Annotated in this window: 19 protein-coding genes; 13 read left to right on the forward strand and 6 right to left on the reverse strand. The window is 62.9% G+C overall.

The features are described from left to right. From ABXH26_RS03820 to ABXH26_RS03850, 7 genes are read left to right on the forward strand one after another with little or no spacing between them, the layout of a single operon-like run. Positions 1-1,554, forward strand: coding sequence for an ABC transporter permease subunit (locus ABXH26_RS03820; RefSeq protein ID WP_353565711.1), 1,554 nt, complete (start codon positions 1-3; stop codon positions 1,552-1,554). Then, on the forward strand, positions 1,551-3,719 hold the full coding sequence (locus tag ABXH26_RS03825) for an ABC transporter substrate-binding protein (protein WP_353565712.1): 2,169 nt from the start codon (positions 1,551-1,553) through the stop codon (positions 3,717-3,719). The genes ABXH26_RS03820 and ABXH26_RS03825 overlap by 4 nt, the downstream gene beginning before the upstream one ends. Next, positions 3,712-4,704, forward strand: coding sequence for an ABC transporter ATP-binding protein (locus ABXH26_RS03830; RefSeq protein ID WP_353565713.1), 993 nt, complete (start codon positions 3,712-3,714; stop codon positions 4,702-4,704). The genes ABXH26_RS03825 and ABXH26_RS03830 overlap by 8 nt, the downstream gene beginning before the upstream one ends. Further along, positions 4,701-5,720 (forward strand): ABC transporter ATP-binding protein, encoded by a 1,020-nt coding sequence (locus ABXH26_RS03835; RefSeq protein ID WP_353565714.1) that lies wholly within the window; start codon positions 4,701-4,703, stop codon positions 5,718-5,720. Before ABXH26_RS03830 ends, ABXH26_RS03835 begins: the two co-directional genes overlap by 4 nt. A gap of 31 nt (positions 5,721-5,751) precedes the next feature. Further along, on the forward strand, positions 5,752-6,156 hold the full coding sequence (locus tag ABXH26_RS03840) for a hypothetical protein (protein WP_353565715.1): 405 nt from the start codon (positions 5,752-5,754) through the stop codon (positions 6,154-6,156). Next, positions 6,153-7,160, forward strand: coding sequence for a chorismate-binding protein (locus ABXH26_RS03845; protein WP_353565716.1), 1,008 nt, complete (start codon positions 6,153-6,155; stop codon positions 7,158-7,160). The genes ABXH26_RS03840 and ABXH26_RS03845 overlap by 4 nt, the downstream gene beginning before the upstream one ends. A gap of 29 nt (positions 7,161-7,189) precedes the next feature. After that, positions 7,190-8,092 (forward strand): DUF808 domain-containing protein, encoded by a 903-nt coding sequence (locus ABXH26_RS03850; RefSeq protein WP_353565717.1) that lies wholly within the window; start codon positions 7,190-7,192, stop codon positions 8,090-8,092. 27 nt (positions 8,093-8,119) lie between these two features. Here the strand turns inward: ABXH26_RS03850 and ABXH26_RS03855 are convergent, their stop codons facing one another. The 6 genes from ABXH26_RS03855 to ABXH26_RS03880 all read right to left on the reverse strand — a co-directional run bounded on the left by ABXH26_RS03855 (position 8,120) and on the right by ABXH26_RS03880 (position 15,227). Continuing rightward, complete coding sequence (locus tag ABXH26_RS03855; protein ID WP_353565718.1) at positions 8,120-8,536, reverse strand: SufE family protein; 417 nt, start codon at positions 8,534-8,536, stop codon at positions 8,120-8,122. 42 nt (positions 8,537-8,578) lie between these two features. Continuing rightward, positions 8,579-9,787, reverse strand: a complete 1,209-nt coding sequence (locus ABXH26_RS03860; protein ID WP_353565719.1) for an aminotransferase class V-fold PLP-dependent enzyme — start codon at positions 9,785-9,787, stop codon at positions 8,579-8,581. A 6-nt stretch (positions 9,788-9,793) separates the two neighbouring features. Continuing rightward, positions 9,794-10,585 carry a hypothetical protein gene (locus ABXH26_RS03865; RefSeq protein ID WP_353565720.1) on the reverse strand — a complete coding sequence of 264 codons (792 nt, stop codon included), beginning with the start codon at positions 10,583-10,585 and terminating at the stop codon, positions 9,794-9,796. A 286-nt stretch (positions 10,586-10,871) separates the two neighbouring features. Beyond that, positions 10,872-12,782, reverse strand: coding sequence for an RNA polymerase sigma factor RpoD (gene rpoD, locus ABXH26_RS03870; RefSeq protein WP_353565721.1), 1,911 nt, complete (start codon positions 12,780-12,782; stop codon positions 10,872-10,874). 99 nt (positions 12,783-12,881) lie between these two features. Continuing rightward, positions 12,882-14,783 (reverse strand): DNA primase, encoded by a 1,902-nt coding sequence (gene dnaG / locus ABXH26_RS03875; RefSeq protein WP_353565722.1) that lies wholly within the window; start codon positions 14,781-14,783, stop codon positions 12,882-12,884. A gap of 51 nt (positions 14,784-14,834) precedes the next feature. After that, on the reverse strand, positions 14,835-15,227 hold the full coding sequence (locus ABXH26_RS03880; RefSeq protein ID WP_353565723.1) for a hypothetical protein: 393 nt from the start codon (positions 15,225-15,227) through the stop codon (positions 14,835-14,837). A gap of 162 nt (positions 15,228-15,389) precedes the next feature. Here ABXH26_RS03880 and ABXH26_RS03885 point away from each other — a divergent pair, with 162 nt between their 5' ends. From ABXH26_RS03885 to ABXH26_RS03910, 6 genes are all read left to right on the forward strand, one after another. Further along, on the forward strand, positions 15,390-16,448 hold the full coding sequence (locus ABXH26_RS03885) for a M42 family metallopeptidase (RefSeq protein ID WP_353565724.1): 1,059 nt from the start codon (positions 15,390-15,392) through the stop codon (positions 16,446-16,448). Positions 16,449-17,508: 1,060 nt separating this feature from the next. Further along, entirely contained in the window at positions 17,509-18,603 is a 1,095-nt protein-coding gene (locus ABXH26_RS03890; RefSeq protein ID WP_353565725.1) for a ribonucleotide-diphosphate reductase subunit beta, read from the forward strand. A 74-nt stretch (positions 18,604-18,677) separates the two neighbouring features. Further along, a complete protein-coding gene (locus ABXH26_RS03895) occupies positions 18,678-19,082 on the forward strand; it encodes a four helix bundle protein (protein WP_353565726.1) in 405 nt (134 codons plus the stop codon). A gap of 118 nt (positions 19,083-19,200) precedes the next feature. Continuing rightward, positions 19,201-22,476, forward strand: coding sequence for a ribonucleoside-diphosphate reductase subunit alpha (locus ABXH26_RS03900; protein ID WP_353565727.1), 3,276 nt, complete (start codon positions 19,201-19,203; stop codon positions 22,474-22,476). Positions 22,477-22,579: 103 nt separating this feature from the next. Beyond that, a complete protein-coding gene (locus ABXH26_RS03905; protein ID WP_353565728.1) occupies positions 22,580-25,108 on the forward strand; it encodes a hypothetical protein in 2,529 nt (842 codons plus the stop codon). A 119-nt stretch (positions 25,109-25,227) separates the two neighbouring features. Next, a complete protein-coding gene (locus tag ABXH26_RS03910; RefSeq protein WP_353565729.1) occupies positions 25,228-25,698 on the forward strand; it encodes a transposase in 471 nt (156 codons plus the stop codon). Positions 25,699-25,944 lie beyond the last annotated feature (246 nt).

The following is a 25,944-nucleotide window of genomic DNA, read 5'->3' on the forward strand; positions in this document are numbered from 1 at the left end:
ATGAATTTCCCGCGGAGAACCGGACTGCTGTTGATTCTCGCCGCTTTGGTGGCGACGGGTGCCCACTTCAGGGGGATCGAGGTCCCGACCCTGCGCTGGCTGTACTCGTTTTCGGCGAAGCCGGAAACCTACGAGGCCGGAAGCTGGCGCGAACATCAGGCGATGATCATCGGGCTCGGGTTTTCCGTGCTGATGTTGGTCGCGGGGCTGGCCTTCCTCGTCCGCAGTTTCAGGTTCCACTGGAACCCGCTGACGGTGCGGAAAATGGAGCGCTTCCGCTCGATCGGCCGCGGCTATGGATCCTACGTGCTGTTGGTGGTGTTGCTGGTGGTGGCGATGGCCGACCAGGTGCTCGTCGGCAAGCGGGCGTTGGCGGTGCGCTACCAGGGGGAGTGGTTTTTCCCGGCCTTCGTGACGAAGATCTACACCGCGAACGACTTCGGCATGGAGGGCCAGGACGAGGCGAACTATCGCTCGCTGAAGGAGGCATCGAAGGAGGGCGACACGCTCGTCTTCATGCCGCCGGTGCCGTGGGATCCGACCTTCGATTCCGACGAGTGGATGGAGAAGCCGCTGGAGATGGAGAACGGCTTGCTGCGGGAAGAAGGGGAATCGGAACTCTACGAGGGCTTCGCCTACGCCTACGATCCGGACGAACCGGAGCACCTCATTCGCACGGCGCGCATCCGCGACGGCCAGCCGGAGGGGCCGGCGGAGGTTTACGGCAAGGACGGGGCCACCCTCGGCCGCGAGGTCTGGGAGGATGGCGTGAAGGTCGAGACCAGCGTGCCCTCGCGATACGAGGTGCCGGACGAAGGTGTGTGGAGGCGGAGGACCTACATGCCGCTGCCACCGAGTCTGGACCGCGGCCACCTGCTCGGCACGGATTCGAAGGGCTGGGACCTGCTCGCCCAGCTCTACGGCGGCTTGCAGGTGGTTTTCAAGGCCTCCTGCCTCTACCTGCTGCTGACCTATCTCCTGGGTGCGGCGATCGGCTCGATGATGGGCTACTTCGGCGGCTGGTTCGACCTGGTGATGCAGCGCGTGCTCGAGGTGATGAGCAACGTGCCCTTCCTGCTCGTCGTGCTCATCATCACCGCCAACCTCGGCCGCGAGAACATCAACCTCGGCACCATCATGCTGGTGTTCTGCATCTTCTCGTGGATCGGCGTGGCCATCTATCTGCGCAGCTCGACCTTCAAGGAAAAGGCGCGTGACTACGTGAGCGCCGCCCGCGTTCTCGGCGCGGGCACCGGGCGGGTGATCTTCCGCCACATCCTGCCGAACACCATCTCGACCATCGTCACGCTGGTTCCCTTCAGCGTGTCCACCGTGGTGGCCTCGCTGACCGCGCTCGACTTCCTCGGTTTCGGCGTGCCGGACACCTACCCGAGCTGGGGCCGCATCCTGAACGACGGCGTCGAGAACCTCGGCGCACCGTGGATCGTGACCTCCGTGTTCGTCAGCATGGTCGTGCTGCTGCTGCTCATCACCTTCGTCGGCGAGGCCATCCGCGAGGCCTTCGATCCGAAAAAATTCACCACCTACCAATGATCCGGAACCTCGCCGTCATCCTCGTCGCGGTCGTGCTGCCGCTGCTGACCGCCTGCCGGAAAGAGCGGGAATTTCCGCCCTACGACAACACCGCCGAGCGCGAGGCCTTCTACCAACGCTACAACGCGGAGACGCGGGAAAAGCTGGCGGAGAGGAAGAAGGAGCTGGAGGAAAAGCTCGCTGCCGACCCGGACAACGCCGAGACCCGGCGTGATCGGGACGACCTCGAACGACGGCTCCAGCGGCCGGATTACTTCGAGGAGTTGCAGGAGTCCGACCTGCCGCAGGACCTCACCTGGGAGACCGGCATGGACCAGCCCGAGCTCGGCTCGGAAAAGGCGGTCAAGGGCGGCACGCTCCACACCTACATCCAGGGAAATGCCTACCCTCCGACCCTGCGCATCGTCGGCAAGGAAGCGAACAACTCGTTCCGCGCCTTCCACTGGGACTACGTGGAAATGGCGCTGGTCGGCATCCATCCGAACACCGGCGCGATCATCCCCGGCCTGGCCGACCGCTGGGCGGTGGCCGGGGACGGGCAGACGGTCTACTACCACATCGATGACGCCGCGACCTGGTCCGATGGCAGGGAGGTCACCTCCGGCGACTTCATGATGGCCTACTACGTGTCGCTTTCCCCCTACCTCACCGAGCCGTTTTACCGCACCTACTACAGCGAGCAGTTCTGGGGCATCGCGACCTACGGCAAGGACTACGTCTGCATTCGAAATGCCTTCCCCAAGCCGATGGCCGCCTATTTCGCCGCGGCCACGCCCTATCAGGAAGAGTATTACCGCGAGTTCGGCCCGGACTTCGAGGAGCGCTACAACTGGCGGCCGCGGCCGACCACCGGCGCGTACGCGATCCACGAGGAGGACATCGTGAAGGGGCGCTCGATCTCCCTGAGCCGCGTCAAGGACTGGTGGGCGAAGGACCGGAAGTACTATAAAAACCGTTTCAACGTCGATCGCATCGAGTACCGCCTGGTGCGCGACGAGGAAAAGATCTTCCAGATGTTTCTCCGCGGGGACATCGACATCTACTGGCTGAACGACGCCAAGAAATGGTACGAGCGGACCGAGGTGGAGCCGGTGTTCAAGGGCTACATCGAGCGCGCCACCTTCTACAACGACTACCCGCGCCCCTCGCGCGGCCTCTACTACAACTTCGCCCGTCCTCCCCTCGACAACCTCGATGTCCGCACCGGCCTGTGCTACGCCACCAACTGGGGCAAGGTCATCGACCTCGACCTGCGTGGCGACGCCGAGCGGCTCAACCTGCTCAGCGAAGGCTTCGGCGAGATCTCTCCGACGGACGTCCAGGCCCGGCCTTTCTCCGTGCCCAAGGCGCTGGAGGCCTTCGCCCGGGCCGGCTACACCCGGCGGGGAAATGACGGCATTCTGAAAAACGACAAGGGCGACCGGCTCTCCTTCACCATCACCTACGTCAAGCACCCGGTGCTCGATCCGATGATGCTGCGGCTCAAGGAGGAAGCGAAGAAGGCCGGCGTCGAATACAAGCTCGAGGGGCTCGACGGCACCGCCGCCTTCCAGAAGACCGCCCGCAAGGAGCACGAGATCGCCTTCGCCGGATGGGCGATCACCCCACCGTTTCCCGACTACTTCCAGCAGTTTCACTCGAGCAACGCCTTCATGGACGATGGCAAGACGCCGCGGCCGATGACCAACAACCTCTCCAGCTTCGCCGACAAGGACGTGGACAAGATCCTCGAGGACAACCGCAACGCCCGCAGCCTGGAAACCGTGATCCGCACCAGCCACGAGCTCGAGCGCATCTTCCACGACCGCGCGGTGTGGTCGCCGGCCTACCAGCGGCCGTTCTACCGCGTCGGCTACTGGCGCTGGGTCCGCTGGCCGGATGACTTCAACGTCAAGATCGCCGACGAGCCGGAGATTGCTCAGGTGTTCTGGATCGATGAGGAGGTGAAAAAGGAAACCCTCGAGGCGATGCGGACCGGCAAGTCCTTCGGCGAGGTCAACCGCGTCTACGATCAATATCGTATTTCCAGCGAATCTGAGGAAACCGAAGCCCCGCCCGTGGAGGAAGGCGCCACCCCGGAGGAGGGGGATCCACAGCCCGCTGCGGAGCCCGATCCCATGCCGACGGAGGATGAGTCGAAGGAGGAGGGAGGCGGCGATGAGTGAGACCGTCCTCGAAGTGCAGGGCCTGATCACCGCCTTCGACACCGAGCGGGGCCTGATCCGCGCCGTCGATCAGGTCGGCTTTTCGGTGGAAAAGGGTCGCACGCTGGGAATCGTCGGCGAGTCCGGCTGTGGCAAGAGCGTCACCGCCATGTCGATCGTGCGCCTGCTGCCCCAACCGGCCGGCCGGATTCTCGGGGGCCGCGTGATGTTCCAGGGCCGCGACCTGACCAAGATCAGCCCGAAGGAGCTGCGCAAGGTCCGCGGTGGCGAGATCGGCGTCGTTTTCCAAGAGCCGATGACCGCGCTCAATCCGGTGCACCGCATCGGCCGCCAGCTGGTGGAAGCCCTGCGGCTGCACAAGAAGATCAGCCAGCGGAAAGCCTGGGCCGAGGCCATCGAGCTACTGCGGCTGGTGCGCATCCCGGCGCCCGAAATGCGGATGGGCGACTACCCGCACCAGCTCTCCGGCGGCATGCGCCAGCGGGTGGTCATCGCCATGGCGCTCTCCTGCCGGCCCGACCTGCTGATCGCCGACGAGCCGACCACCGCGCTGGACGTGACGGTGCAGGCGCAGATCCTCGACCTCATCAAGCGTCTGCAGCAGGAGATGGGCATGGCGCTCATCCTGATCACCCACGATCTCGGCGTGATCGCTGAAAACTGCGATGACGTGGTGGTCATGTATGCCGGCCGGGTGGTCGAGCGGGCGCCGGTGAAGGAGCTTTTTGCGAACCCGCTCCACGCCTACACCAAGGGCCTGCTGGCATCGATCCCGCGCCTGGAAACGCCGCCCAAGACGGTGTTGCCGACCATTCCCGGCATGGTGGCGACCTTGTCCGAGTTCGTGCCGGGCTGCCGCTTCTGCCAGCGCATGGGGAGGAAAGGACCGACCCTGCGCGAGCGCCCGCCCTTCGAGCAGGTGAAGGCCGGCCACTGGGTGGAGATGTGCCCGGTGTGCTACGAAGGAAAGGAGGCGGGGGCATGAGCAAGCTGCTGGAAGTCCAGGACCTGAAGGTGCATTTCCCGATCCACGGCGGCCTGCTGATGCGGCGCAAGGCGGTGGTCAAGGCGGTCGATGGCGTGTCGCTCTCGATCGCCCCGGGCGAAACGGTGGGCCTGGTCGGTGAGTCCGGCTGCGGCAAGTCCACCGTCGCCAAGGCGCTGGTCCGGCTGGTGCCCCCGAACGCCGGCAGGATCGTCTTCAATGGCAAGGACATCACCCGCGCCGGAACGCTCGGCATGCGGCCGATCCGGCGCGACCTGCAGATGGTTTTCCAGGATCCCGTGGAATCGCTCAACGCCCGCCACAGCGTGCGCGAGATCCTCGAGGAGCCGTTCCGCATCCACGGCGGGTACTCCGCCGCCGACCGCCGCAAGAAGATCGCCGGGCTGCTCGATCGAGTGGGCCTGCCCGCCGCCAGCGCCGATCGCTACCCTTTCGAGTTCTCCGGAGGCCAGCGCCAGCGCATCGGCATCGCGCGGGCGATCGCCTTGGAGCCGAAGCTGATCATCTGCGACGAGCCGGTCTCCGCGCTCGACGTCTCCGTGCAGTCGCAGGTGCTGAACCTGCTGCTGGAGCTGCAACGCGAGCTTGGACTGTCCTATCTTTTCATCGCCCACGACCTGGCGGTGGTGAAACACATCTCCGACCGCGTGGCGGTGATGTATCTGGGGAAAATCGTCGAGACCGCCGGTTCGGAGACGATCTATCAGAATCCCAAGCACGCCTACACCAAGGCGCTGCTGTCGGCGATCCCGCACCCGGACCCGACGCGCGAGGTGAAACGCGTGCTGCTGGAAGGCGACGTGCCCTCGCCGATCGATCCGCCGGCCGGCAGTGCCTTCGGGCATCGGCTCGGGCATCCCAAGTATGAGGAAACCATCGGCCTCGAGATGCCGCTGGTGGAAATCGAACCCGGCCACCGCGTGGCGGCGGATCCCTGCTGTCTCGAAGAGGCGGACTGGCGCAAGCTGAAGCTGGCGAAACCGGCCGGAAGTTGACCACCGGCCCGGCGTTTCCTAAATCGTGGTGATGAACTCGATGCTTTTTGGAGGGCTTTTCGGCAGCCTCGCCTCGCTTCCGGTGCTGATCGCCTACTGGGTGGGAGTCGTGGCCTGGGCCAAGGCGGGCCGGACCCCCGGCTGGTGGTGCATGCTGATCGGCGTGATGCTGTCGACGCTGGGCATGGTTTTGGCGGTTGTTTCGATGTTCCTCGTGTTTCCCATCATGGCACCGGGTCCGTCCGCGCCGTCGAGTTTCTCCCACCTGGCGGTCTGGATGACGGTCACCGGCGGCTTCTCCGGACTGGGTAGCCTGTTGTTCGCGATCGGCTTCGCCATCCACGCCTTCCGCGCCCGGCGGGTCGGTGACCGGGTGACGGATCTGGAAACCATCATCGCCGCGCAGAACGAGCAGCTCTCCCGGCAGGTCCCGTGAGCGACTCGCTGGCTTTTCTCGGCTGGTCCGGCGGCAAGGTGCTGGTCGGGCACGGTCCGTTCCTCGACGTGGCGGAACCGCCTTCGAGCGGCGCGGCCTTTTATCGGAACGAGTTCGGCCTCGGAGACCCGAAGCCGTGGCGGGTGCCGGCGGAGTGGCAACTCGTCGAGCCGGCGGAGGCCATGGAAGCACTCGGTTCGTCCGACATGCCGTTGATTTCCTGGGAAACGCTGGAGGCCACCCTGTTCGCCGGGGTTTTCCAGGAAATCACCACCTCCATCCGCTGGGGCATCTTCGAAAAGACCGTGCCCGTGGTGGTGGAGCGGGGGAGGATGGAGGGCGGCGGCGGAGCAGCCTTCGCCCGCCGGGCGCTGGCGACCGCACCGCCGCTGGTGCCTTATGGATTTCTCGATCCCAGCGGGGGCTTCGCGGGCATGTCGCCGGAGCATCTGCTGCGGCTCGACGGCCGGACGCTGCGCACCATGGCGCTGGCCGGCACCGCCCGGGCCGAGGAGCGCGAGGTGCTGGCCGTCGATGAAAAGGAGATCCGCGAGCACGAGTTCGTCGCCCAGGCGCTGGTGTCGAAGCTCGGCGATCTCGGACGCCTCGAACGCGGCGCCCGCGAGGTGCTCGACCTCGGGCCGATCGTTCATTTCCACACCCCGATCGAGGTCGCACTGGATCGCGACGAATCCATCGACTCCCTGATCCGCCGCCTGCATCCGACGCCCGCCCTCGGACCGCTGCCGCGCACGCACGAGACGATGTCCCGCCTGCAGACCTGGCGCGATCGCCTCGGCGCGCCGCCGGAGTTCGGCGCTCCCTTCGGCGCGGTGGTCGATGGCGTGGCGCGCGTGCTGGTGGCGATCCGCGGGCTGTGGTGGCAGGGCGATGAACTCAAGCTGCCCGCCGGCTGCGGCGTCATCGAGGCCAGCCGTCTGGTCAACGAGTGGCGGGAATTGCGCCTGAAACGCGAGGCGGTCAAGGCCCGCTTTGGGCTTTGATGTCCGGCGAACACGGCTAGAAAACGCGCATGGCTGGAGGCAGTTTGCTCATGCTCCTGGACGACATCGCGTCGATCCTCGATGACGTGTCGGTGATGACCAAGACGGCGGCGTCGAAGACCGCCGGGGTGCTCGGCGACGACCTCGCGTTGAATGCCCAGCAGGTCAGCGGCGTGGTCGCGAAACGCGAGCTGCCGGTGGTGTGGGGGGTGGCCAAGGGCTCGCTGGTCAACAAGCTGATCCTCGTGCCTTCCGCGCTGGCGCTCGACTACTTCGCGCCGTGGGCGATCCACCCGCTGCTGATGCTCGGCGGAGCCTACCTCTGCTATGAGGGCGTCGAAAAGCTGCTCCACTGGTTCCAGCACCGGCGACGGAAATCCAGCGAGGAAGCCAAGGCCGAACTCCAATCACTCGAAAGCGGCGCCCTTGACGAAAAGGCCAAGATCAAGGGCGCGATCCGGACCGACTTCGTGCTCTCGGCGGAAATCATCGTCATCACCCTGGGGGTCGTGACCCGGGATCCGGAAACGAGCTTTGCTACGAAGGCCATCGTACTTTCAGCCATCGGGCTGGTGATGACCGCCGGCGTTTACGGTCTGGTGGCGTGCATCGTGAAGCTGGACGACTTGGGACTTTTCCTGAGTCAGAAATCCGGAGCGGCCCGGAGCATCGGGCGCGGGATTTTGTCGGCGGCTCCGTTTTTCATGAAGACCCTGTCGGTGGTGGGCACGGCGGCCATGTTCCTGGTCGGCGGGCAGATCCTCGTGCATGGAATTCCGGCGGTGCATCACTGGATCGAGCACCTGCTGCACGGCGCCAACGGCTTCGTCCACTTCGTGGCCACTTATCTTTTCAACGGCGTCTTCGGGATCGCCCTCGGGGCGGGGGTGCTGACGGTGCTGCACCCGATCCTGAAAAAGTTCGGACACTAGGGAGTGCCGGCGGCCCGCCCGCCCTCGCTACTTGCCAGCCAGCTCGAGGGCCCGCTGCTTCATCTGCGTGGCCATCAGATTGAGGGCGTTGGCGCGGGTCGGCGCAAGGTGCTCCTTGAGGCCGGTCTGGTCGATGAAGCCGAGGTCGGCGGTGAGGATTGCGTCGGCCGGTTGGTCGTCGAGAACCCGCACGAACAGAGCGATCATGCCTTTGGTGATGACCGAGTCCGAGTCGGCGGCGTAGCGGACTTTTCCGTCCTCGGCGGTGGCATCGAGCCAGACCTGCGACTGGCAGCCCTTGATCAGCCGGTCCTCGGTCTTCAGCGCGTCATCCATGGGCGGCAGCTTCTTGCCGAGGCTGATGACGTATTCGTAGCGCTCCTGCCAATCCTGGAAGAGCCCGAGTTCGTCGAGGACGGCCTGTTGGTTTTCCGCGATGCTCATGCCGCCGGGATGGGAAGGCCGGATCCCGGGAAATGCAAATCCTCAACGCAGCATCGTGGCTGCCTTCGACACGGCGGTGGCGAGGACATCGACCTCGTCCAGCGTGTTGTAGCAGGCGAAGGACGCGCGGGTGGTGCCGGTGATGCCGAAGCGGGCCATCAACGGCTGGCAGCAGTGATGGCCGGTGCGGCCCGCCACGCCCATCTGGTCGATCAGCGTGCCGAGGTCGTAGTGGTGCACGCCCTCGAGCTTGAAGGAAAGCGCGCCGCAGCGGTCGGCCGGGCCGTAGAGGTGGATGCCGTCGATTTCCGAAAGCGTGTCCGCGGCGTGGCGAATGAGCTTTTCCTCGTGGGCGTGGACGGCTCCGAGACCGAGCGCGTTGACCCAGTCGAGCGCCGCGGCGAGGGCGATGGCGCCCTCGATGTTCGGCGTGCCGGCTTCGTATTTGAAGGGCGGGTCGTTGTAGGTGGTGCCGGAGAAAGACACCTCCTTGATCATCTCGCCGCCGCCGCGCCAGGGCGGGAGTTTTTCGAGCAAATCCCGGCGTCCCCAAAGTACGCCAATCCCCGTAGGCGCGTAGACCTTGTGGCCGGAGAAGGCGAGGAAGTCGGCACCGAGGGCCCGGACGTCGATCGGGAAATGCGGCGCGGCCTGGGCGGCATCGATGACGACATACGCCCCGGCCTGTTTCGCGGCGGCGGTCATTTCGGCCACGGGATTCACGGTTCCGAACGAGTTGGAAACCCAGCCGACCGAGAGGACGCGGGTTTTTTCCGAAAGCAGCGAACGGAACGCGTCCTGATCGAGCACGCCGGAGTCATTGCAGGGGATGACCTTCAGCTCGGCGCCGGTGCGGTCGCAGAGCAGCTGCCACGGGACGATGTTCGAGTGGTGTTCGAGGGTGGAAATGAGGATCTCATCGCCCGCGCGGACCGGCAGGATGTGGGCGAGCAGGTTGATGCCATCGGTCGTGCCACCGGTGAAGATGATCTCGTCGGGCGAGGCGGCGTTCAGATGCCGGGCCACCGTTTCCCGCGCGTGTTCGTGCGCCTCGGTGGCGGCGCGGGCGAGGTGGTGGGTGCCGCGGTGGATGTTCGCATTCAGCGCCTCGTAGTAGTGGCGCGAGGCGTCGAGCACGGCCTGCGGCTTCTGGGTGGTCGCGGCGTTGTCGAGGTAGACGAGCGGCCGCCCGTTGACCTCGGTGGCGAGGATCGGGAATTCGCTGCGAATGGTGGCCGGATCGAAAGGCATGGCGGTTCAGGGCTTCGCGGATTCGGGGAGGTGCTCGACGCAGAACTCGGTGCCGTCCTCCATGGTGCGGAAGTCGAGCTGCGGGTCACTGATATCGGTGCGGCCGCAGGTTTCACAAACGTGGAAGGCCTCCTTCTTGGGGAGGGACTTGGCCTTGAATTCGCGGCGTTTCACGGCGGCCGTGGCGAGGCCTTTGCGGGCCTTGAGGAAATCGGGCAGCACCCACAGGAGGTAGGGTAGCGTGACGGCGAGGACCAGCAGCAGGGCGGGGGGAAACATCAGGGCGGAGAGAACCAGGCCACCCAGCATGATCCACGCGAGGAACCGAACCTGGACCGGGAGGATGAAGAAAAGCAGGAATTGGTAGCGGGGAAAATAGGTCGCGAAAGCGAGGAACATCGACATGTAGAGGAATCGTCCGGCTCCTGCCATCGGGATGGGGAGAATCCACAGCGCGACCGCCAGTGAAAACCAGCTGAGCAACACGTAGAGCGTCAGGCGAACCGTCGGCCAGATGGACTCCAGCGAGTTGTCGATCAGAAAGGCGATCATCACCGCGAAGTAGAAGAACAAGGCGCTGACGGGTCCGAACGGGATCCCGGGATCGAGGATGAAGGTGATCAGCCGCCACCATTCGCCGTTGCGGATGGCGGTCTGATCGAAAGCGAGCGTCCTCGCGATGTCCGGCTGGGCGAGTTGGCCGGCGAAGACGATGGCACCCAGGATCGTGATCCACTTGAAGAGGCCGGGAAATCCCAGCCAGTGGAGTCGGTCTTCAAGCCGTTCGAGCCAGCGCATGCCCGGAGTCTCCGGGGAGACCGACGGAGGGCAAGGGAAATAGGAAGCTCGCAAGGAGCACTGATCATGAGATCGGCATCGCCGCGGCTTCCGGGAGCGGGGTGGCCTCGATAGAATGCCCGGAAGCTCGCAAGGAGCGCCGATCATGAAATCGGCATCGCCTCGGCTTCCGGGAGCGGGGTGGCCTCGATAGAATGCCCGGAAGCTTTCTATCGAGAAGAAAGAGAGCTGCGCCCGACAGGCGATGCCGATTTCATAATCGGCGCTCCGTGAGGCGCTTCGCGCCTTACATCCCCGGCAGCTCGATGAAGCCTTCCAGCTTCCGGATCCGGGTGGGGTGGCGCATTTTCCGCAGGGCCTTGGCCTCGATCTGGCGGATCCGCTCGCGCGTCACCTGGAACTGCCGGCCGACCTCCTCGAGCGTCCGGCTGTAGCCGTCCTTGAGGCCGAAACGCTGCTCCAGCACCTCGCGCTCGCGCTCGGTGAGCGTGTCGAGCACGTCTTTGATCTTCTCCTTGAGCATCGCGAAACCGGCTTCCTCCATCGGGTTCTCGGCGGCCTTGTCCTCGATGAAGTCACCAAACGACGTGTCGTCGGAATCCCCGACCGGCGCCTGCAGCGAGATCGGCTGCTGGGCCATCTTGAGCACCGCGCGGACCCGTTCGACAGGCAGGTGGATTTCCTCGGCGATTTCCTCCGGGGAGGGCTCGCGGCCGTATTCCTGGACCAGCTGCTTCTGCACGCGCATCAGCTTGTTGATGGTCTCGATCATGTGGACCGGGATGCGGATCGTCCGCGCCTGGTCGGCGATCGAGCGGGTGATCGCCTGGCGGATCCACCACGTCGCGTAGGTCGAGAACTTGTAGCCGCGGCGGTATTCGAATTTCTCGACCGCCTTCATCAGGCCCATGTTGCCTTCCTGGATCAGGTCGAGGAAAGAGAGGCCGCGGTTGGTGTATTTTTTCGCGATCGAAATCACCAGCCGCAGGTTGGCCTCGACCATTTCGGTCTTGGCCTTCAGGGCCTCCTTGAGCCAGTGGCGGAGTTCCTTGTTGGTCTTTTCGAAGTCCTCCATGACGTGCCAGCAGTTCTGCTGGAGTTCACGCATCTTGGTGTCGAACTCCTTGTCCTCCGGATCCGCCTGGAGCTTGCGACCGTATTTCCAGAACTTCTGCTGGTAGTCCTCCACCTGCTCGCAGAAATCCTCGGTGACCTTCTGCTTGTAGTAAAAGCGGGTGTAGGTGCGGTGGAGCGTCTGCAGGTTCTTGGCGAACTGCTCCTCGAGCTTCTTCTTGCCGCGCGGGGCCTTGGCCTGGAGCTGGCGGAAAATGTTGTCGTTCTCCTCGTGGAGCTGCTTGAGCTGGTCGCACAGCTTCGGCAGCGTCTTCATGTAGCGCTCGCGGGACTCGATCTTCTTGTCGAGGATCACGCGGTCGAAGCGCTCCTTGCCCTTGGTCAGCTTGTCGGCGAGCTCGAGGTAGCTTTCGGCCACGAAACCGAAGAGGTGCAGTTGTTTCGCGACCTCGATCTCGGCGTCCTCGATGCGCTTGGAGATTTCGACCTCCTGCTCGCGGGTGAGCAGCGGGACCTGGCCCATCTGCTTGAGATACATGCGGACCGGGTCATCGAGGATGTCGAGCTTCTGGTCCTTCGGCTCCGGCTCATCGTCGTCGGAATCGCGCTTCTTGTCCTTGAAGCGGTCGACCTCGGAGGCGTCGATGATGTCGAACTCCATGTCGCGGAGCTGCTGCATGATCGCCTCGACGTCGGATGGATCGACGAGGTCGTTCGGCAGAACCTCGTTGATGTCATCGTAGGTCAGGTATTCCTGCTCCTTGGCCAGTTTGATGAGCTCGCGGATCTTCTCCTGGATCTCCGGGGTGTCGATCCGGCGCTTGACCTCCTCGGTCTGGGCGGATTTGGCGGCATCGCCGGCCTTGGTGGCGGCCTTCTTCGGCTCCTCGGCGGCCGGTTTCTTCGATGCCTTCGGCTTCGTGGCGGTCTCCTTGTCAGCCGCCTTCCCGGTTTCGGCCTTCTTGGCAGCGGCAGGGGCTGCGGCTTTCTTCGGTGCCGTTTTCGCGGCCGGGGAGGTCTTGGCGGGCGTCTGGGCGGCGGCTTTCTTGGCCGGAGCCTTGGCCTTCTTGGGGGCGGCGACCTTCTTGACGGCCTTTTTCGCAGGAGATTTCTTCGAGGACATGAGCGGGACTGGCTGGCTGAGGATAGACCTCACCCATTAGCTGGGCGCCCCGGCGGGAGCCGAAACGCGGGCGGACCATTGTTGGCCTTTCATAGGCCGTCAAGGTTTTCTTTTGTCGCGGAAATCCTTGGAATCTCGGGGGTCCCAGCGCTTCGGCCGACGGGCGTTCGGGGCAAAGCGGTCGTTGGTGAGCGCCCGACCGCTCATCCCGCGCATCAACTCCTCGATCTCCTTGGCGCGCTTGAGCAGGGCCAGTTGCTCCGCGAGCGCCAGGTTCGGCGCCCCCAGCGCGGCCTTGATTTCCGCGTCCTCCTTTTCCAGCGCCAGCGCCGACGCGTCGGCCAGGGTCAGCTCGGCCGCCGCCACCGGATCCTCGGGCAGGGGATCGGAAAACGACGGCTCGGCACGCAAGGCGAGCTGCTGTTCCTCGGGCAGGCCGGCCAGGAACGTGTTCACGGAGGCGGGCGACTCGGGATCGGGCCGACCGGTCAGGATCGCCTGCAGGATGGGCACGCCATCGAGATGGTCGGCCAGCTCGTGCAGGGTTTCGAACTGCTCGCCCAGCCAATCCCGCACCGCCGCCGAGCCCAGCGCCAGCGAGCACAGGGTCCCGATCCGGCGGTCGAGCGGCGCCGGCGGCACGACTTCCGGCTTTTCCGCCTGCGGATCCCCGTAGGATCGCCGCTGCGGGAAACGGGCCGCTTTTTTCGCCCGCGCGACCGCCGCCTGCACATCGGGCGCGCCGATCCGCAGGCGGGTGGCGAGGTGCTGGACGAGCGCCTCGCGCGAGACGTCGTCCTTGATCACCGCGAGGTGGTCGGCACATCCCTCGATGAAGCGCGCCTTCTCGATCGGGTCGCCGAGGTTGGTCGTGGCGGCTGCCAGCTCGAACTTGAAGTCGATGAAGCTGCCCGCCTTTTCCAGCAGGCCTCGGAAGGCATCGATGCCATGCCGGCGGATGAACGAATCGGGGTCGTCGCCTTTTGGCATCGCCACCACCTTCACCGCCAGGCCCTCGCCGGCCAGTGCCTTGAACGCGCTCTCCGCGGCCTTGTTGCCGGCCGTGTCCGAGTCGTAGCAGAGGATCGCCGTTTTCGTGTAGCGCCGCAGCGTCCGCGCGTGCGGCTCGGGAAACGCCGTGCCGAGCGGCGCGATCGCGTTCGGGATGCCGCGCTCCTGGCAGACGATCGCGTCGATCTGGCCCTCGCAGATCAGCACCGACTTCTCGTCGAGGATCCCCTTGCGAGCCTTGTCGAGGCCGAACAGGACGTTCGATTTCTTGAACAGCCGCGTCTCGGGCGTGTTGACGTATTTTCCCTCCCGCGGGTTCTCCTCCAGCTGTCGTCCGGAAAAGCCGATCACGTCGCCGTAATCGTTGGCGATCGGGAACATCAGCCGGTTTCGGAAATAGAAGTAGGTCGAGCCGCGCTCGGTTTTCTTGAGGATTCCGGCCTCGGCCAGGTCGCGACCGCGCAGGCCCTCATTTTTCGCCCAGGAAATGAACATCTCCTTCGGCGGTGCCCAGCCGATCTTCCAGCGCTCGGCCGTTTCGCGGGTGAAATCCCGGCCCTTCAGGTAGTCGCGGGCGTGCTGGGCCTCGGGCGCGCGCAGCAGGAGATCGTGATAATAGGCGGTGAGCTTGCGGTGCAGGTCCAGCAGCGCGCCGCGCCGACGCCGGTCGGCCTCCTCCTTCGGATCGAGCGCCTGCTCGACTACCGCGATCCCCGCCCGCTCGCCGAGCTTCCGCACGGCGTCGCCGAAGGGCAGGCCCTCGTATTCGCGGACGAAGCTGATCGCATCGCCGCTCTTCTTGCAGCCGAAGCAGTGGAAGAACTGCTTCACCGGATCGATCGAGAACGACGGCGTCTTCTCGTTGTGAAACGGGCACAGCGCCTGGAACCGCGTGCCCGCCCGCCGCACCGGGATGTACGAGCTGATCAAGTCCACGATGTCAGTCGCGGTCAGGATCTGCTCGACGGTTTCCCGGGAAATCTGGGGCACCCGGCAGGTGTAGATTTCCCGCCGGAAAGACCAAGCGCCAAACGTCCGGACCTACCTCAGGCCGGCCAGCCACCTGGCACCGTCCGCGTCATTTGGCTGGAAATACGGGCGCTGCCAGGAGGTCGGATCCGGCAGCGGGTAGGCGGACGCCGGCAGGTCGCTGAGATCACGCCAGGGATCGAACCTCGGCCGTGTCGGCAGCCTGCTGAAACGCGCCTGGCGGACCTTGCGGACGCCCGCCGGGGGGATCGGGCATCTCGAGTAGCCGACGAGCATCGGCATCAACCGCGGCCGCGGTTTTTCCGGCACCCTCACGCACCACAACATGCCCGCCATCCCCATCAGGATCCCGAAGGCGATCATGCCCGACAGGATCACGGTCTGCCTGCGGGCCTGGGCCAGCGCGGCCTCGGTATGGGGGGAAGTCGCCGCGGGTCTCGCCATGTCAGGGAAACGCCCGGGTCCGCCGCAATCTTGGGTCCGTCCCGTCCGTATGGCCTTGCCGAAGCCCGCCCAGGACCCGGAAAAACCTGCCAGCGCGGCGTTTTTCAGCCTCTCCGGCACCTTCACCTCGCCAAATCCGGCTCCCTCCGCTCCCTTCCCGTCATGGCCATCGACGTCGAACTCCTCGCCCGCATCTGCAAAGCCCCCGGAGCTCCCGGTTTCGAAAAGGAAATCCGCAAGCTCGTCCTCGCCGAACTCAAAGGCCTCGCCGACGAAGTCCGCATCGACAACATGGGCAACGTCATCGCCCTGAAAAAAGGCCGCTCTTCCGAAAAGACCTCGATGGCCGCCGCGCACATGGACGAGATCGGCTTCATCGTCACCCACATCGACGACCACGGCTTCGTCCGCTTCAATCCCGTCGGCGGCTTCGACCCCAAGACCCTCACTTCCCAGCGGGTGCTCATTCATGGGAAAAAGGACATCCTCGGCGTGCTCGGATCCAAGCCGGTCCACATCATGAGCCAGGAAGAGCGGGGGAAGAACATGAAGATCACCGACTACTTCATCGACACTGGCATGCCCAAGAAGCAGGTCGAAAAAGTCATTTCGGTCGGCGACTCCGTCACCCGCTACGTCGAGCTCAACGAACTCGGCGACTGCGTCACCTGCAAGTCGCTCGACAACCGCGTGTCGGTCTTCGTCCTCATCGAAGCTTTGCGGGCCATGAAAAAATCGAAGTCCAAGCCCGCCTACGACTTCTACGCCGCCTTCACCGTGCAGGAGGAAGTCGGCCTCCGCGGCGCCAATGTCGCCGCGCTCGAGGTCAAGCCGACCTTCGGCTTCGGGCTCGATACCACCATCGCCTACGACGTCCCCGGCTCCCAGCCGCAGGAGCGCTGCACCTCCCTCGGCGGCGGCGCGGGCATCAAGCTCATGGATTCCTCCGTCATCTGCGACTATCGCATGGTCGCCTACATGAAGGAGGTGGCGAAGCGGAACCAGATCGCCTGGCAGCCCGAAATCCTCGCCGCCGGCGGCACCGATACCGCCGGCCTCCAGCGCATGGTCCCCGGCGGCTCCATCGCCGGTGCGGTTTCCATCCCCACCCGGCACATCCACCAGTCGATCGAGACCGCCCACAAGGAGGACATCCAGTCCTGCATCGACCTCCTCGCCGCCTGCGTCTGCGAGCTCGACCAAGGCGACTGGAACTTCTGACCCCACCGGGAAAGCCCCACGTTCGCCCAAAAGCGCGCCGCTTCTCACCCAGAGTCGCGCCTCCGCCTGCCTGCAGTCCTCGCTTCAGCGAGTCGCGCTGCCCGAGCCCCGCGTCCCGGGAGCCCACCCCATCAGCCCGCCTCCGCCTGCCCGCAGTCCTCGCTTCAGCGAGTCGCGCTGCCCGAGCCCCGCGTCCCGGGAGCCCACCCCATCAGCCCGCCTCCATCTGCACGTAGTCCTCGCTTCAGCGAGTCGCGCTGCCCGAGCCCCGCGTCCCGGGAGCCCACCCCACCAGCCCGCCTCCATCTGCACGTAGTCCTCGCTTCAGCGAGTTGCACTGCCCGAGCCCCCTCGCAGGGAGCCCACCCCACCAGCCCGCCTCCATCTGCACGTAGTCCTCGCTTCAGCGAGTTGCACTGCCCGAGCCCCCTCGCAGGGAGCCCACCCCACCAGCCCGCCTCCATCTGCATGTAGTCCTCGCTTCAGCGAGTCGCGCTGCCCGAGCCCCTCTCGCCCGGAGCCCACTCCACCAACCCACCCCCGGCTGCCCGAGCACCTCGCCCCAGCAAGTCGCCCTACCCGAGCCCCCTCCGGACCGACACCCACACTCCGCATATTCTGCGTAACTCCCTGATACCCCGAACTCTTCCGCACCGACCTCTAAAAATTTATCCCATCCCCCCCCCGCAAAACCGTCTTCCCCCACCCATCACACGGAAATTTCAAAATTTCCCTCCCTCCCTCCATCACCCCGGCCCCCCCGAAAAAAAACCCACGCCTATCTTGGGCCACCTCGGAAATTTCGTCACCGCGGCAATCCCTTGAAAGACCGGCACTCCTGTTTTTCGGTGAACCGAGTCAAGCCGTCGCTTCCAAATAATTCATACCACATGTAGTGGTGTGAATAATTTGTGGATACCATATGGGCAACAAACGACTTGTCGGACACGGCCGGTTTGGGGCACTCTCGCCAACGCTGCGCCTCAGCCGCCCGGGCCGGAAAATACGGGCGGCGATCACCTGAAGACTTCCTGTTTTTTCCCTGCTTCCCACACCCACCATGGCCGCCACCACCACCATCACCGTCGGAACCCGCACCTTCGTCCTCGATAAGGAAAAAGCCGAGCAGGCCTACGCCGCCAAGAAGGTCATCAACGGCAAGGACACGATGTTTTTCAACATCCTCCCGCTCAAATACAACTGGGCCTACGACCTCTACAAGACGATGAAGTCGAACCACTGGGAGCCCGAGGACATCGGCATGCAGAAGGACGTCGAGCAGTGGCGCGACACCACCGGCGAGATCTCCGACGTCGAGCGCTGGATCATCAAGATGGCCATCGGCTACTTCTCCGCCGCCGAGGGCATCGTGGGCGACAACATCCTGCACGTCGTCCGCGAACTCGTCACCGCGCCCGAGCTCAAGCTCGTCCTCGGCCGCCACGCCCACGAGGAAAACATCCACGCCGACAGCCTCGTCTACATGGTCTCCTCGCTCGGCCTCAACCCGCACGAGTGCGAGGCGATGTTCGAGGACATCCAGTCGATCAAGGACAAGACCGCCTACAACGTCTCCAACTCCCGCGAGCTGCGCACCGGCGTCGACATGACCAAGACCGAGAACAAGCAGGCGCTCGCCAAGAACATGTTCCTCTTCGGCCAGTGCATGGAAGGCACCCAGTTCTACGGCCTCTTCGGCATGGTCCTCAGCCTCTACCGCCAGAACAAGTTCCCCGGCATCGGCCAGATGTTCCGCTACACCCTGCGCGATGAAAGCAACCACATCGAGCTGCTGCGCAACCTCCTCATGGATCTCGTCGACGAAAACCCCGACGTCTGGACCGAGGAGTTCCGCGAAGACCTCCGCGCCACCATGGCCGAGGGCATCCGCTTGGAAAAACAGTTCATCCGCGACTGCCTCCCCGTCGCCGGCCTCGGCCTCAACGCCGACGATTTCGAGACCTACATTGACTACATCGCCAACCGCCGCCTCGAATCCTGCGGCCTCAAGCCCCTCAAGGAAGACGTCAGCAATCCCTTCCCCTGGCTCGCCGAAATGATGGACATCAAGAAGGAGCAGAACTTCTTCGAAGGCCGGGTCACCGAATATCAGAAAGCCAGCGCGTTGGGCGACGTCGATGATGACGATCTGTAAAGCCGGTTCGGGCCTTGTCCTCGGCGGAGCCGGGGAGGGGCTGGGATAAAGGAAAAAGGATAAAGGGTACGAGCATGAGTGAGATCGAGAGTTTCGAGGATCTGGAAGTCTGGAAGCGTGGCTGTCAGCTGGCGGTTGAGGTGCACGTCGCCCTTGCCGACTCCAAGGACTTCGCCCTCCGCGGCCAGATGGAGCGCTCCTCGCTCTCGATTCCCTCCAATATCGCCGAGGGCTTCGAGCGCGAGAATACTGCGGAATACATCAACTTCCTCCGCTACAGCAAAGGCTCCTGCGGGGAACTTCGCACCCAGCTCTTCGTTTCCGAAGTCGTCCGCCGGCGCTTGGGGGCTCCGCCCATCGAAGGCGCCCGTGCCATGATCCAGGAAACCCGCGAAATCTCCCGCATGCTCGCCGGCCTCATCAAGTCCCTCAAACACCACCTCAAGCTCCAAAAGCGCCGCCCCTCCAACGAGTCCTAAGCCCGCAGTCAACTTCGCCCCGCCCACACCCTTTCTCCTTTTTCCTTTCCCCTCGCGCGCAGCGCGAAACCGCCGGCCTCCTCACCCACTTTCTTCAAAACCTCACCGCCTCGCCACCATGTACACCAACCTGACCCTCGACGAAGACCTCTTGCTCAAGCAAGTCATCACCGACCGATTCGCCAACGCCGCCGCCGGACCGGGTCAGGAACGAAGCTTCGACTGGCGCGCCGTCCTCACCGAGGACCGCCGCAAGCCCATCCCCGACATCGTCGTCCTCCGCGGCAACAAGGAATCCCACTTCACCCTCGACGACGTCGCCGACGCCATCGGCCACTCGCTCACCGACCTCCTCATCGCGCGGAAGGAAAAGGACGACGCCATCTTCACCGAGGAAAACCGGAAGTTCGTCTCCGACGTCGCCCACGCCGTCGCCAACTCGCTCACCAAGTCCCTCGACGAGGGCGGCCGGCTCCGGCTTTCCGAAGGCGACCTCTACCTCCTCATCGAGAAGGCGCTCCTCGAGAACGACGCCTACGACGTCGCCAAGTCCCTCGCCTTCCGCCGCTCCATGGAGCAGGGCGGCTCCATCGCCGTCGGCACCCAGCCGCACGCCCTGCCCGTCCGCCTGATCCGCAGAAATGGCAACGTCGTGCCTTGGTCCGAGACCAAGATCGAGATCGCCGTCAGAAAAGCCTTCCTCACCATCCACGAGGACCCCGAGCCCGCCGCGTCCGTCGCCCACGCCGTCACCGAAGCCGTCCGCAAGGGCGACCAGTCCTTCGTCCACATCGAGGACGTCCAGGACCTCGTCCAGGAGGAACTCATGCGCCAGGGCCACTTCAAGGCCGCCGCCCACTACATCCGCTACCGCGACGAGCGCGCCCGCGTCCGCATCCACGACGAGGCCTCGCCCGACGAGTCCGCCCAGGACCTCTTCATCACCGTCATCACCGACGATGGCGACACCCGCCTCTGGGACGGCATCGAGCTGAAAAAGCGCATCCAGTTCGCCTCCATCGGCCTCCAGCTGGAAATGCCCGAGGCCGAGATCGAGCGCGAACTCCGCCGCTCCATCGGCGCCGAAATCAAGGAGAAGGACCTCAAGTCCACCATCATCCTCAACGCCAAGTCGCTCATCGAAAAGGATGCCGACTTCGCCAAGTTCGCCGGCCGCATCCTGCTCTCCTACATTTACGAGGAAGTCCTCGACTGGAGCATCCAGAAGGACGGCATCGAGGGCCTCAAGGCCGCCCACCAGGGAGCCTTCAAGCAGTACCTGAAACACGGCGTTGCCATCAAACGCCTCCACCCCGAGCTGCTCGAAACCTACAACCTCGACCGCCTCGCCGAAGCCTTCGATCCCACCGCCGACCTCGACTTCGACTACCTCGGCATCCAGACGCTCTACGACCGCTACCTCATCGTCGACAAGACCGGCGCCAGGCCGCGCCGTCTCGAAACGCCCCAGTTCTTCTGGATGCGCGTCGCCATGGGCCTCTTCAAGCGCGAGGAGACCGATGCCGAAGGCTGGGTCATCCGCCTCTACAATCTCTACAAGGGGCGCCGCTTCTGCTCGTCCACCCCGACGCTCTTCAACTCCGGCACCCTCCACAGCCAGCTCTCGTCCTGCTACCTCTACAAGGTCGACGACTCCATCGAGTCCATCATGCAGCGCGGGATCGCGGAAAACGCCTACCTCTCGAAATGGGCCGGCGGCCTCGGCGGATCGTGGACCGCGGTCCGTGGCACCGGCTCCTACATCCAGGGCACCAACGGCGAATCGCAGGGCATCATTCCTTTCCTGAAACTCCACAACGACCAGCTCGTCGCCGTCAATCAGGGCGGCAAGCGCCGCGGCTCCGGCTGCGCCTACCTCGAGAGCTGGCACAACGACATCGAGGACTTCCTCGAGCTGCGCAAGAACACCGGTGACGACCGCCGCCGCTGCCACGACATGAACACGGCCAACTGGATCCCCGACCTGTTCATGAAGCGCATGGAGGCCCGCGAACACTGGACCCTCTTCCGCTCCAACGAGTGCCCCGACCTCCACGACCTCTACGGCAAGGCCTTCGAGCAACGCTACACCGAGTACGAAAAAATGGCCGCCGAGGGCAAGATCTGGTCCCGCCAGATGCCCGCCATCGACCTCTGGAAAAGCATGCTCAAGATGCTCTTCGAGACCGGCCACCCGTGGATCACCTTCAAGGATCCCTGCAACGTCCGCTCCCCGCAGGACCACGCCGGCGTCATCCATTCGTCGAACCTCTGCACCGAGATCACGCTCAACACCTCGGATGAGGAAACCGCCGTCTGCAACCTCGGCTCGGTCGTCCTCGACACCCACGTGACCCCCAGCGGCGCGCTCGACCACGAGATGCTCAAGGAGACGATCACCGTCGCCATCCGCGCGCTCGACAACGTCATCGACATCAACTTCTACCCGACCGAAGCGGCCAAAACCGCCAACTCGCGCCACCGGCCGATCGGCATGGGCGTCATGGGCCTGCAGAACGCGCTCTACAAGCGCGGCCTGTCCTTCGCCTCGGATGCCGCGGTCGAGTTCAACGACGAGTTCATGGAAGCCATCGCCTACTACGCCTACAACGCGTCGAGCGACCTCGCCGCCGAGCGTGGCACCTACTCCTCCTACCAGGGTTCCAAGTGGAGCCGCGGCCTGCTCCCGCAGGACACCCTCGACCTCCTTGAGGACGAGCGCGGCAAGGACCTCGACGTCCCCCGCGGCGGCAAGATGGACTGGAGCGTCGTCCGCGAAAAGATCGCCAAGCACGGCATGCGCAACTCCAACGTCCTCGCCATCGCCCCCACCGCCACGATCTCGAACATCATGGGCACCACCCCGTGCATCGAGCCGAACTACAAGAACCTCTACGTGAAGAGCAACCTGAGCGGCGATTTCATCGTCCTCAACGGCACCCTCGTCAACGACCTCAAGAAGGAGGGCCTGTGGAACCAGGAAATGCTCGACCAGCTGAAGTACTTCGACGGCGAGCTCGACGCCATCGACGACATCCCGGACGCCATCAAGGCCAAGCACAAGACCGTCTTCGGCGTCGGCTTCGAATACATCATCGATGCCGCCGCGCGTCGCCAGAAGTGGATCGACCAGAGCCAGAGCGTGAACCTCTTCCTCGCCCAGCCGGACATGAAAACCCTGTCCCACATGTATCGCCGCGCCTGGGACAAGGGCCTCAAAACCACCTACTACCTCCGCACCCTCCAGGCCTCCAACATCGAGAAGGCGACCATCTCGGTGAAGAAGGAGACCCGCGGGCTCGTCGGCGGGAAAAAGGAATTCACCGAAGCCGAGAAGAACGCCTGCAGCCTCGATGCGATGCTGAACGGCGGCACCTGCGAGGCGTGCCAGTAACAATAAATCCAGACATTCGAACTAAGCAGCAACACATAGAACTCGTGCTTGACTCTAAACTGGCTGGGGTGAAAAGGGATTAACGTGGATTCTTGTTAAGACGATGCAAACATTCGAATCCGCCCAAAAGATTCTGAGTGAGTATAGCGCACGCGATCGGAATGAGGCTGATACGCGGCATCAAATCATCGACCGGGTGATCCACGATGTCCTCGCTTGGCCTCGGGATCGCGTCCGTGTCGAGAATTATGCCAACGACGGATATGCAGACTATCTTTTACTTGATACAGAAGACTCACCAATCCTGATCGTCGAGGCCAAAAAGGAAGGAGCTGACTTTGATTTGCCTCAAAAGATTCGAAGCGATGCAAAGAAGATCCACCGATGTAAGCTGAGAGTTCTCATTTCGGTGCCAGAGATCAAGGCGGCAGTCCAGCAAGTGGCGGGCTACTGCCTTCAGCTAGGATCTGAGTATGCTGCAATCTCGAATGGACATGCACTGATCGTATTCAAGGCTTTCACTAAGGGTCGTCAGTTTCTGGATGGGCGAGCGATCGTAATCCCTTCCCTCGATTGCCTAGTTGATTCCTACGTTGATGTAGAAAAAGTCCTTTCATATGCGGCTCTTTTCAAGGACCGGAGTTTGGCAACCGAACTTGCAGAGCAGTCCGACAAGGAACGGGATCTGTTTTACCCAAAGAACGCCATACCTCATTACGATAGTCCACTTGCAAAGAATGAGTTGGCGCGTTACTTGGAGCCGCTTGCCAGGCGCTACTTTCAAGATATTTCACCGAACGATGTTCGGCTCATGAAAAACTGCTATGTCTACTCGAGTGGCAGCCCGATTGTCGAAGAAGAAATCAGAAATGAGATTCGCGATCACATCACTCCGTTTTTTGAGCAAGATGGAGGAAAAGAAGTGGAGCGCACACGGTCCGGGGGGTTTCTTACTGCAAGGATAGCGGAGTCGATCGCACAGAAACAGAGTGATGTGGTGATTCTCTACGGTGGGAAAGGAGCTGGTAAATCTACCTTCCTGAAGCGGATCTTCTATTTCGAGCAGCCACCAGAGTTCCGGATGTATGCTTTTCCCATCTTGGTTGACTACTTGAGGGCACCTCAGGATAAGCAGGGACTTAAGGATTTTGCTTGGGAGACCCTCGTTAAAGCGCTGGACCAAGATCAGATCCTTGAAGGATCACTTGAGGGGCTGGAAAAGCTCTTCGGTGACCGAATAACGATTGCGGAGCGGCAACAGCTGTCTGTATTCGAAGGGCGGGACCGTGAAGTCGAGAAGGCGAAGTTGCTGTGCGCGTGGAAGGGGGATATCCCTTATGTGGTGTCCAGGCTTGTCGAATACTGGAACGAGCGCCAGAAAAGCGTCGTCATAGCTTTCGATAATACTGACCAATTGGCGCCGGCTCTTCAGGATCATTGTTTTTTGGTGGCGCAGAATATTGCTCAGGAGCTTGGTTGTATTGCGCTGATCTCGATGCGAGAGGAGCGGTATTGTCGAGCTCGTACGAACGGTGTTCTGGATGCGTATCACAATGCCGGTTTTCATCTCTCTTCCCCCGATTTGGGGATGGTGTTTGAGAAACGAATTAAGTTTTTGCTGAGTGAGCTTTGGGTTGAGCAGAAAAAGGGCGTCGCTAACATGCTCCCTTCGGAAGCGCCCCGAGAAGATGTCTTCAAGTTCTATGCGCAGTGCCTCAAGCAATTTAAGACTGAGCGAAACGCGCTAAGTGATTTTCTGAGTCAATGCGCACACGACAACGTGAGGCAAGCGCTCCAATTCTTCAGGCAGTTCACGACATCTGGTTATACTCATACGGACGATCTTGTGAGAAACAAGCGATGGACGGTCGCCACCCATCAGGTCATCAAGCCTATGATGATACCGGAGCGCTACAATTACAATGAATCGAAGAGTTTGATTCCCAATATTTTTCAGTGCCGTAATACGCGGCGAGGCTCCCATTTCACCGGTCTTCGATTGCTGGAGCTTCTTAAATTCGAAATGAAGACTACGCCTGACAAAGCTGGATATCGCGACGTTGTGGGATTGTGCGATCACTTCGAATCTAGATTCGGCATGCGCGAGGACGCGGAGATTTGCATTGATATATATTTGCAGCACGGATTGATTGAGGCAAATAACAGGCTTGATGAATACTCTGCTGAATATGAGGATCAGGCTGGCAACAGGCAGGTGATATTTGCGGACAGGGTGAGAATAACGTCATTTGGGATCTACATGATGGAGTTTATCACCAAGACCTTCGCCTATCTTGATTTGGTTTCGCTGGATACCGGAATTAGTGATGAGTCGGTCTATAATTCATTTTGCGAGCGTTCTAGAACAGAGAGAGATTGGGCGTTGTCGGGCGACCGTGCCTCCAAGTTGCAGAGTAGAATTGAACGGACGTCTGACTTTGTTGCATATCTCCTTAAGGAAGAAGAGCGCGAGGTTGGTATCTATCCCTTTTTGAAGGAAGCGACGATAGTTCCTCCAATTCGCGAAGCTCTTCAGATTGACTTGATGCGTGTTCGCAAGAGCGCCCAGCGGAACCTTAAGGATGATCATCATACGGGCGTGAATATCGGCGATGTTTGGGATGCCCTGTGACACAATGAGAGGGGTCAGTCCGTGAATAATGGCATTGACCCGATCGGACTTGGATTTGATGGTTGGCGCCGATGGCGCGTGCTCCCCGATACGAGGCTCCCGGAGCGGTTTACCACGTGATGGCACGCGGTGACGGGGGACGGGATGTTTTTGAGGACGACCGGGATCGGTTCGGTTGGCTGGAGCGGTTGGAGGAGGCGTGCGGGAAGCATGGTTGGCGTGTGCACGCCTACGTGATGATGGGCAATCACTTCCATGTCCTGCTGGAGACGCCGCAAGCGAATCTGGTGGCGGGAATGAAATGGTTGATGGGCGTCTATTCCCAAGACTGGAACCGTCGTCGGAAGCGCCGCGGGCACGTGTTCCAGGGGCGCTACAAGGCGGTGGTCGTGAATGGCGAGGGAAGGGGCGAGTATTTCCGGATCGTGGCGGACTACATCCACCTCAATCCGGTCCGCGCCGGGTGGGTTGGGGGATCGACCGGAAGGACGTTGATGGCGTGGGCGTGGAGCAGTTTCCCGCTGTACGGCCGTCGCAAGGCCCCGGAGTGGCTGGAGACGGGGCGGGTGCTGGAGGCGTTCCGGTCGTGAAAGGGGCCGGTCCTAGAAAACGTGAAAGGGGTCGGTCCGAGAAAACGCGCATTGACGTAGCACGGTTCAGGTTGATAGGAGAGAGCCATGGCTCGACCCCTACGCTACGAGGCGGCTGACGCCGTTTATCATGTGATGGCCCGCGGCGAGGGCGGGAAAGACGTTTTCGAGGATGATACGGATCGGAGGGTCTGGCTGGATCGACTGGCGGAAGTATGCGGGAGCCATGGTTGGCGGGTGCATGCG

This window comes from Haloferula sargassicola (genome assembly GCF_040362925.1).
Classification (GTDB): domain Bacteria; phylum Verrucomicrobiota; class Verrucomicrobiia; order Verrucomicrobiales; family Akkermansiaceae; genus Haloferula; species Haloferula sargassicola.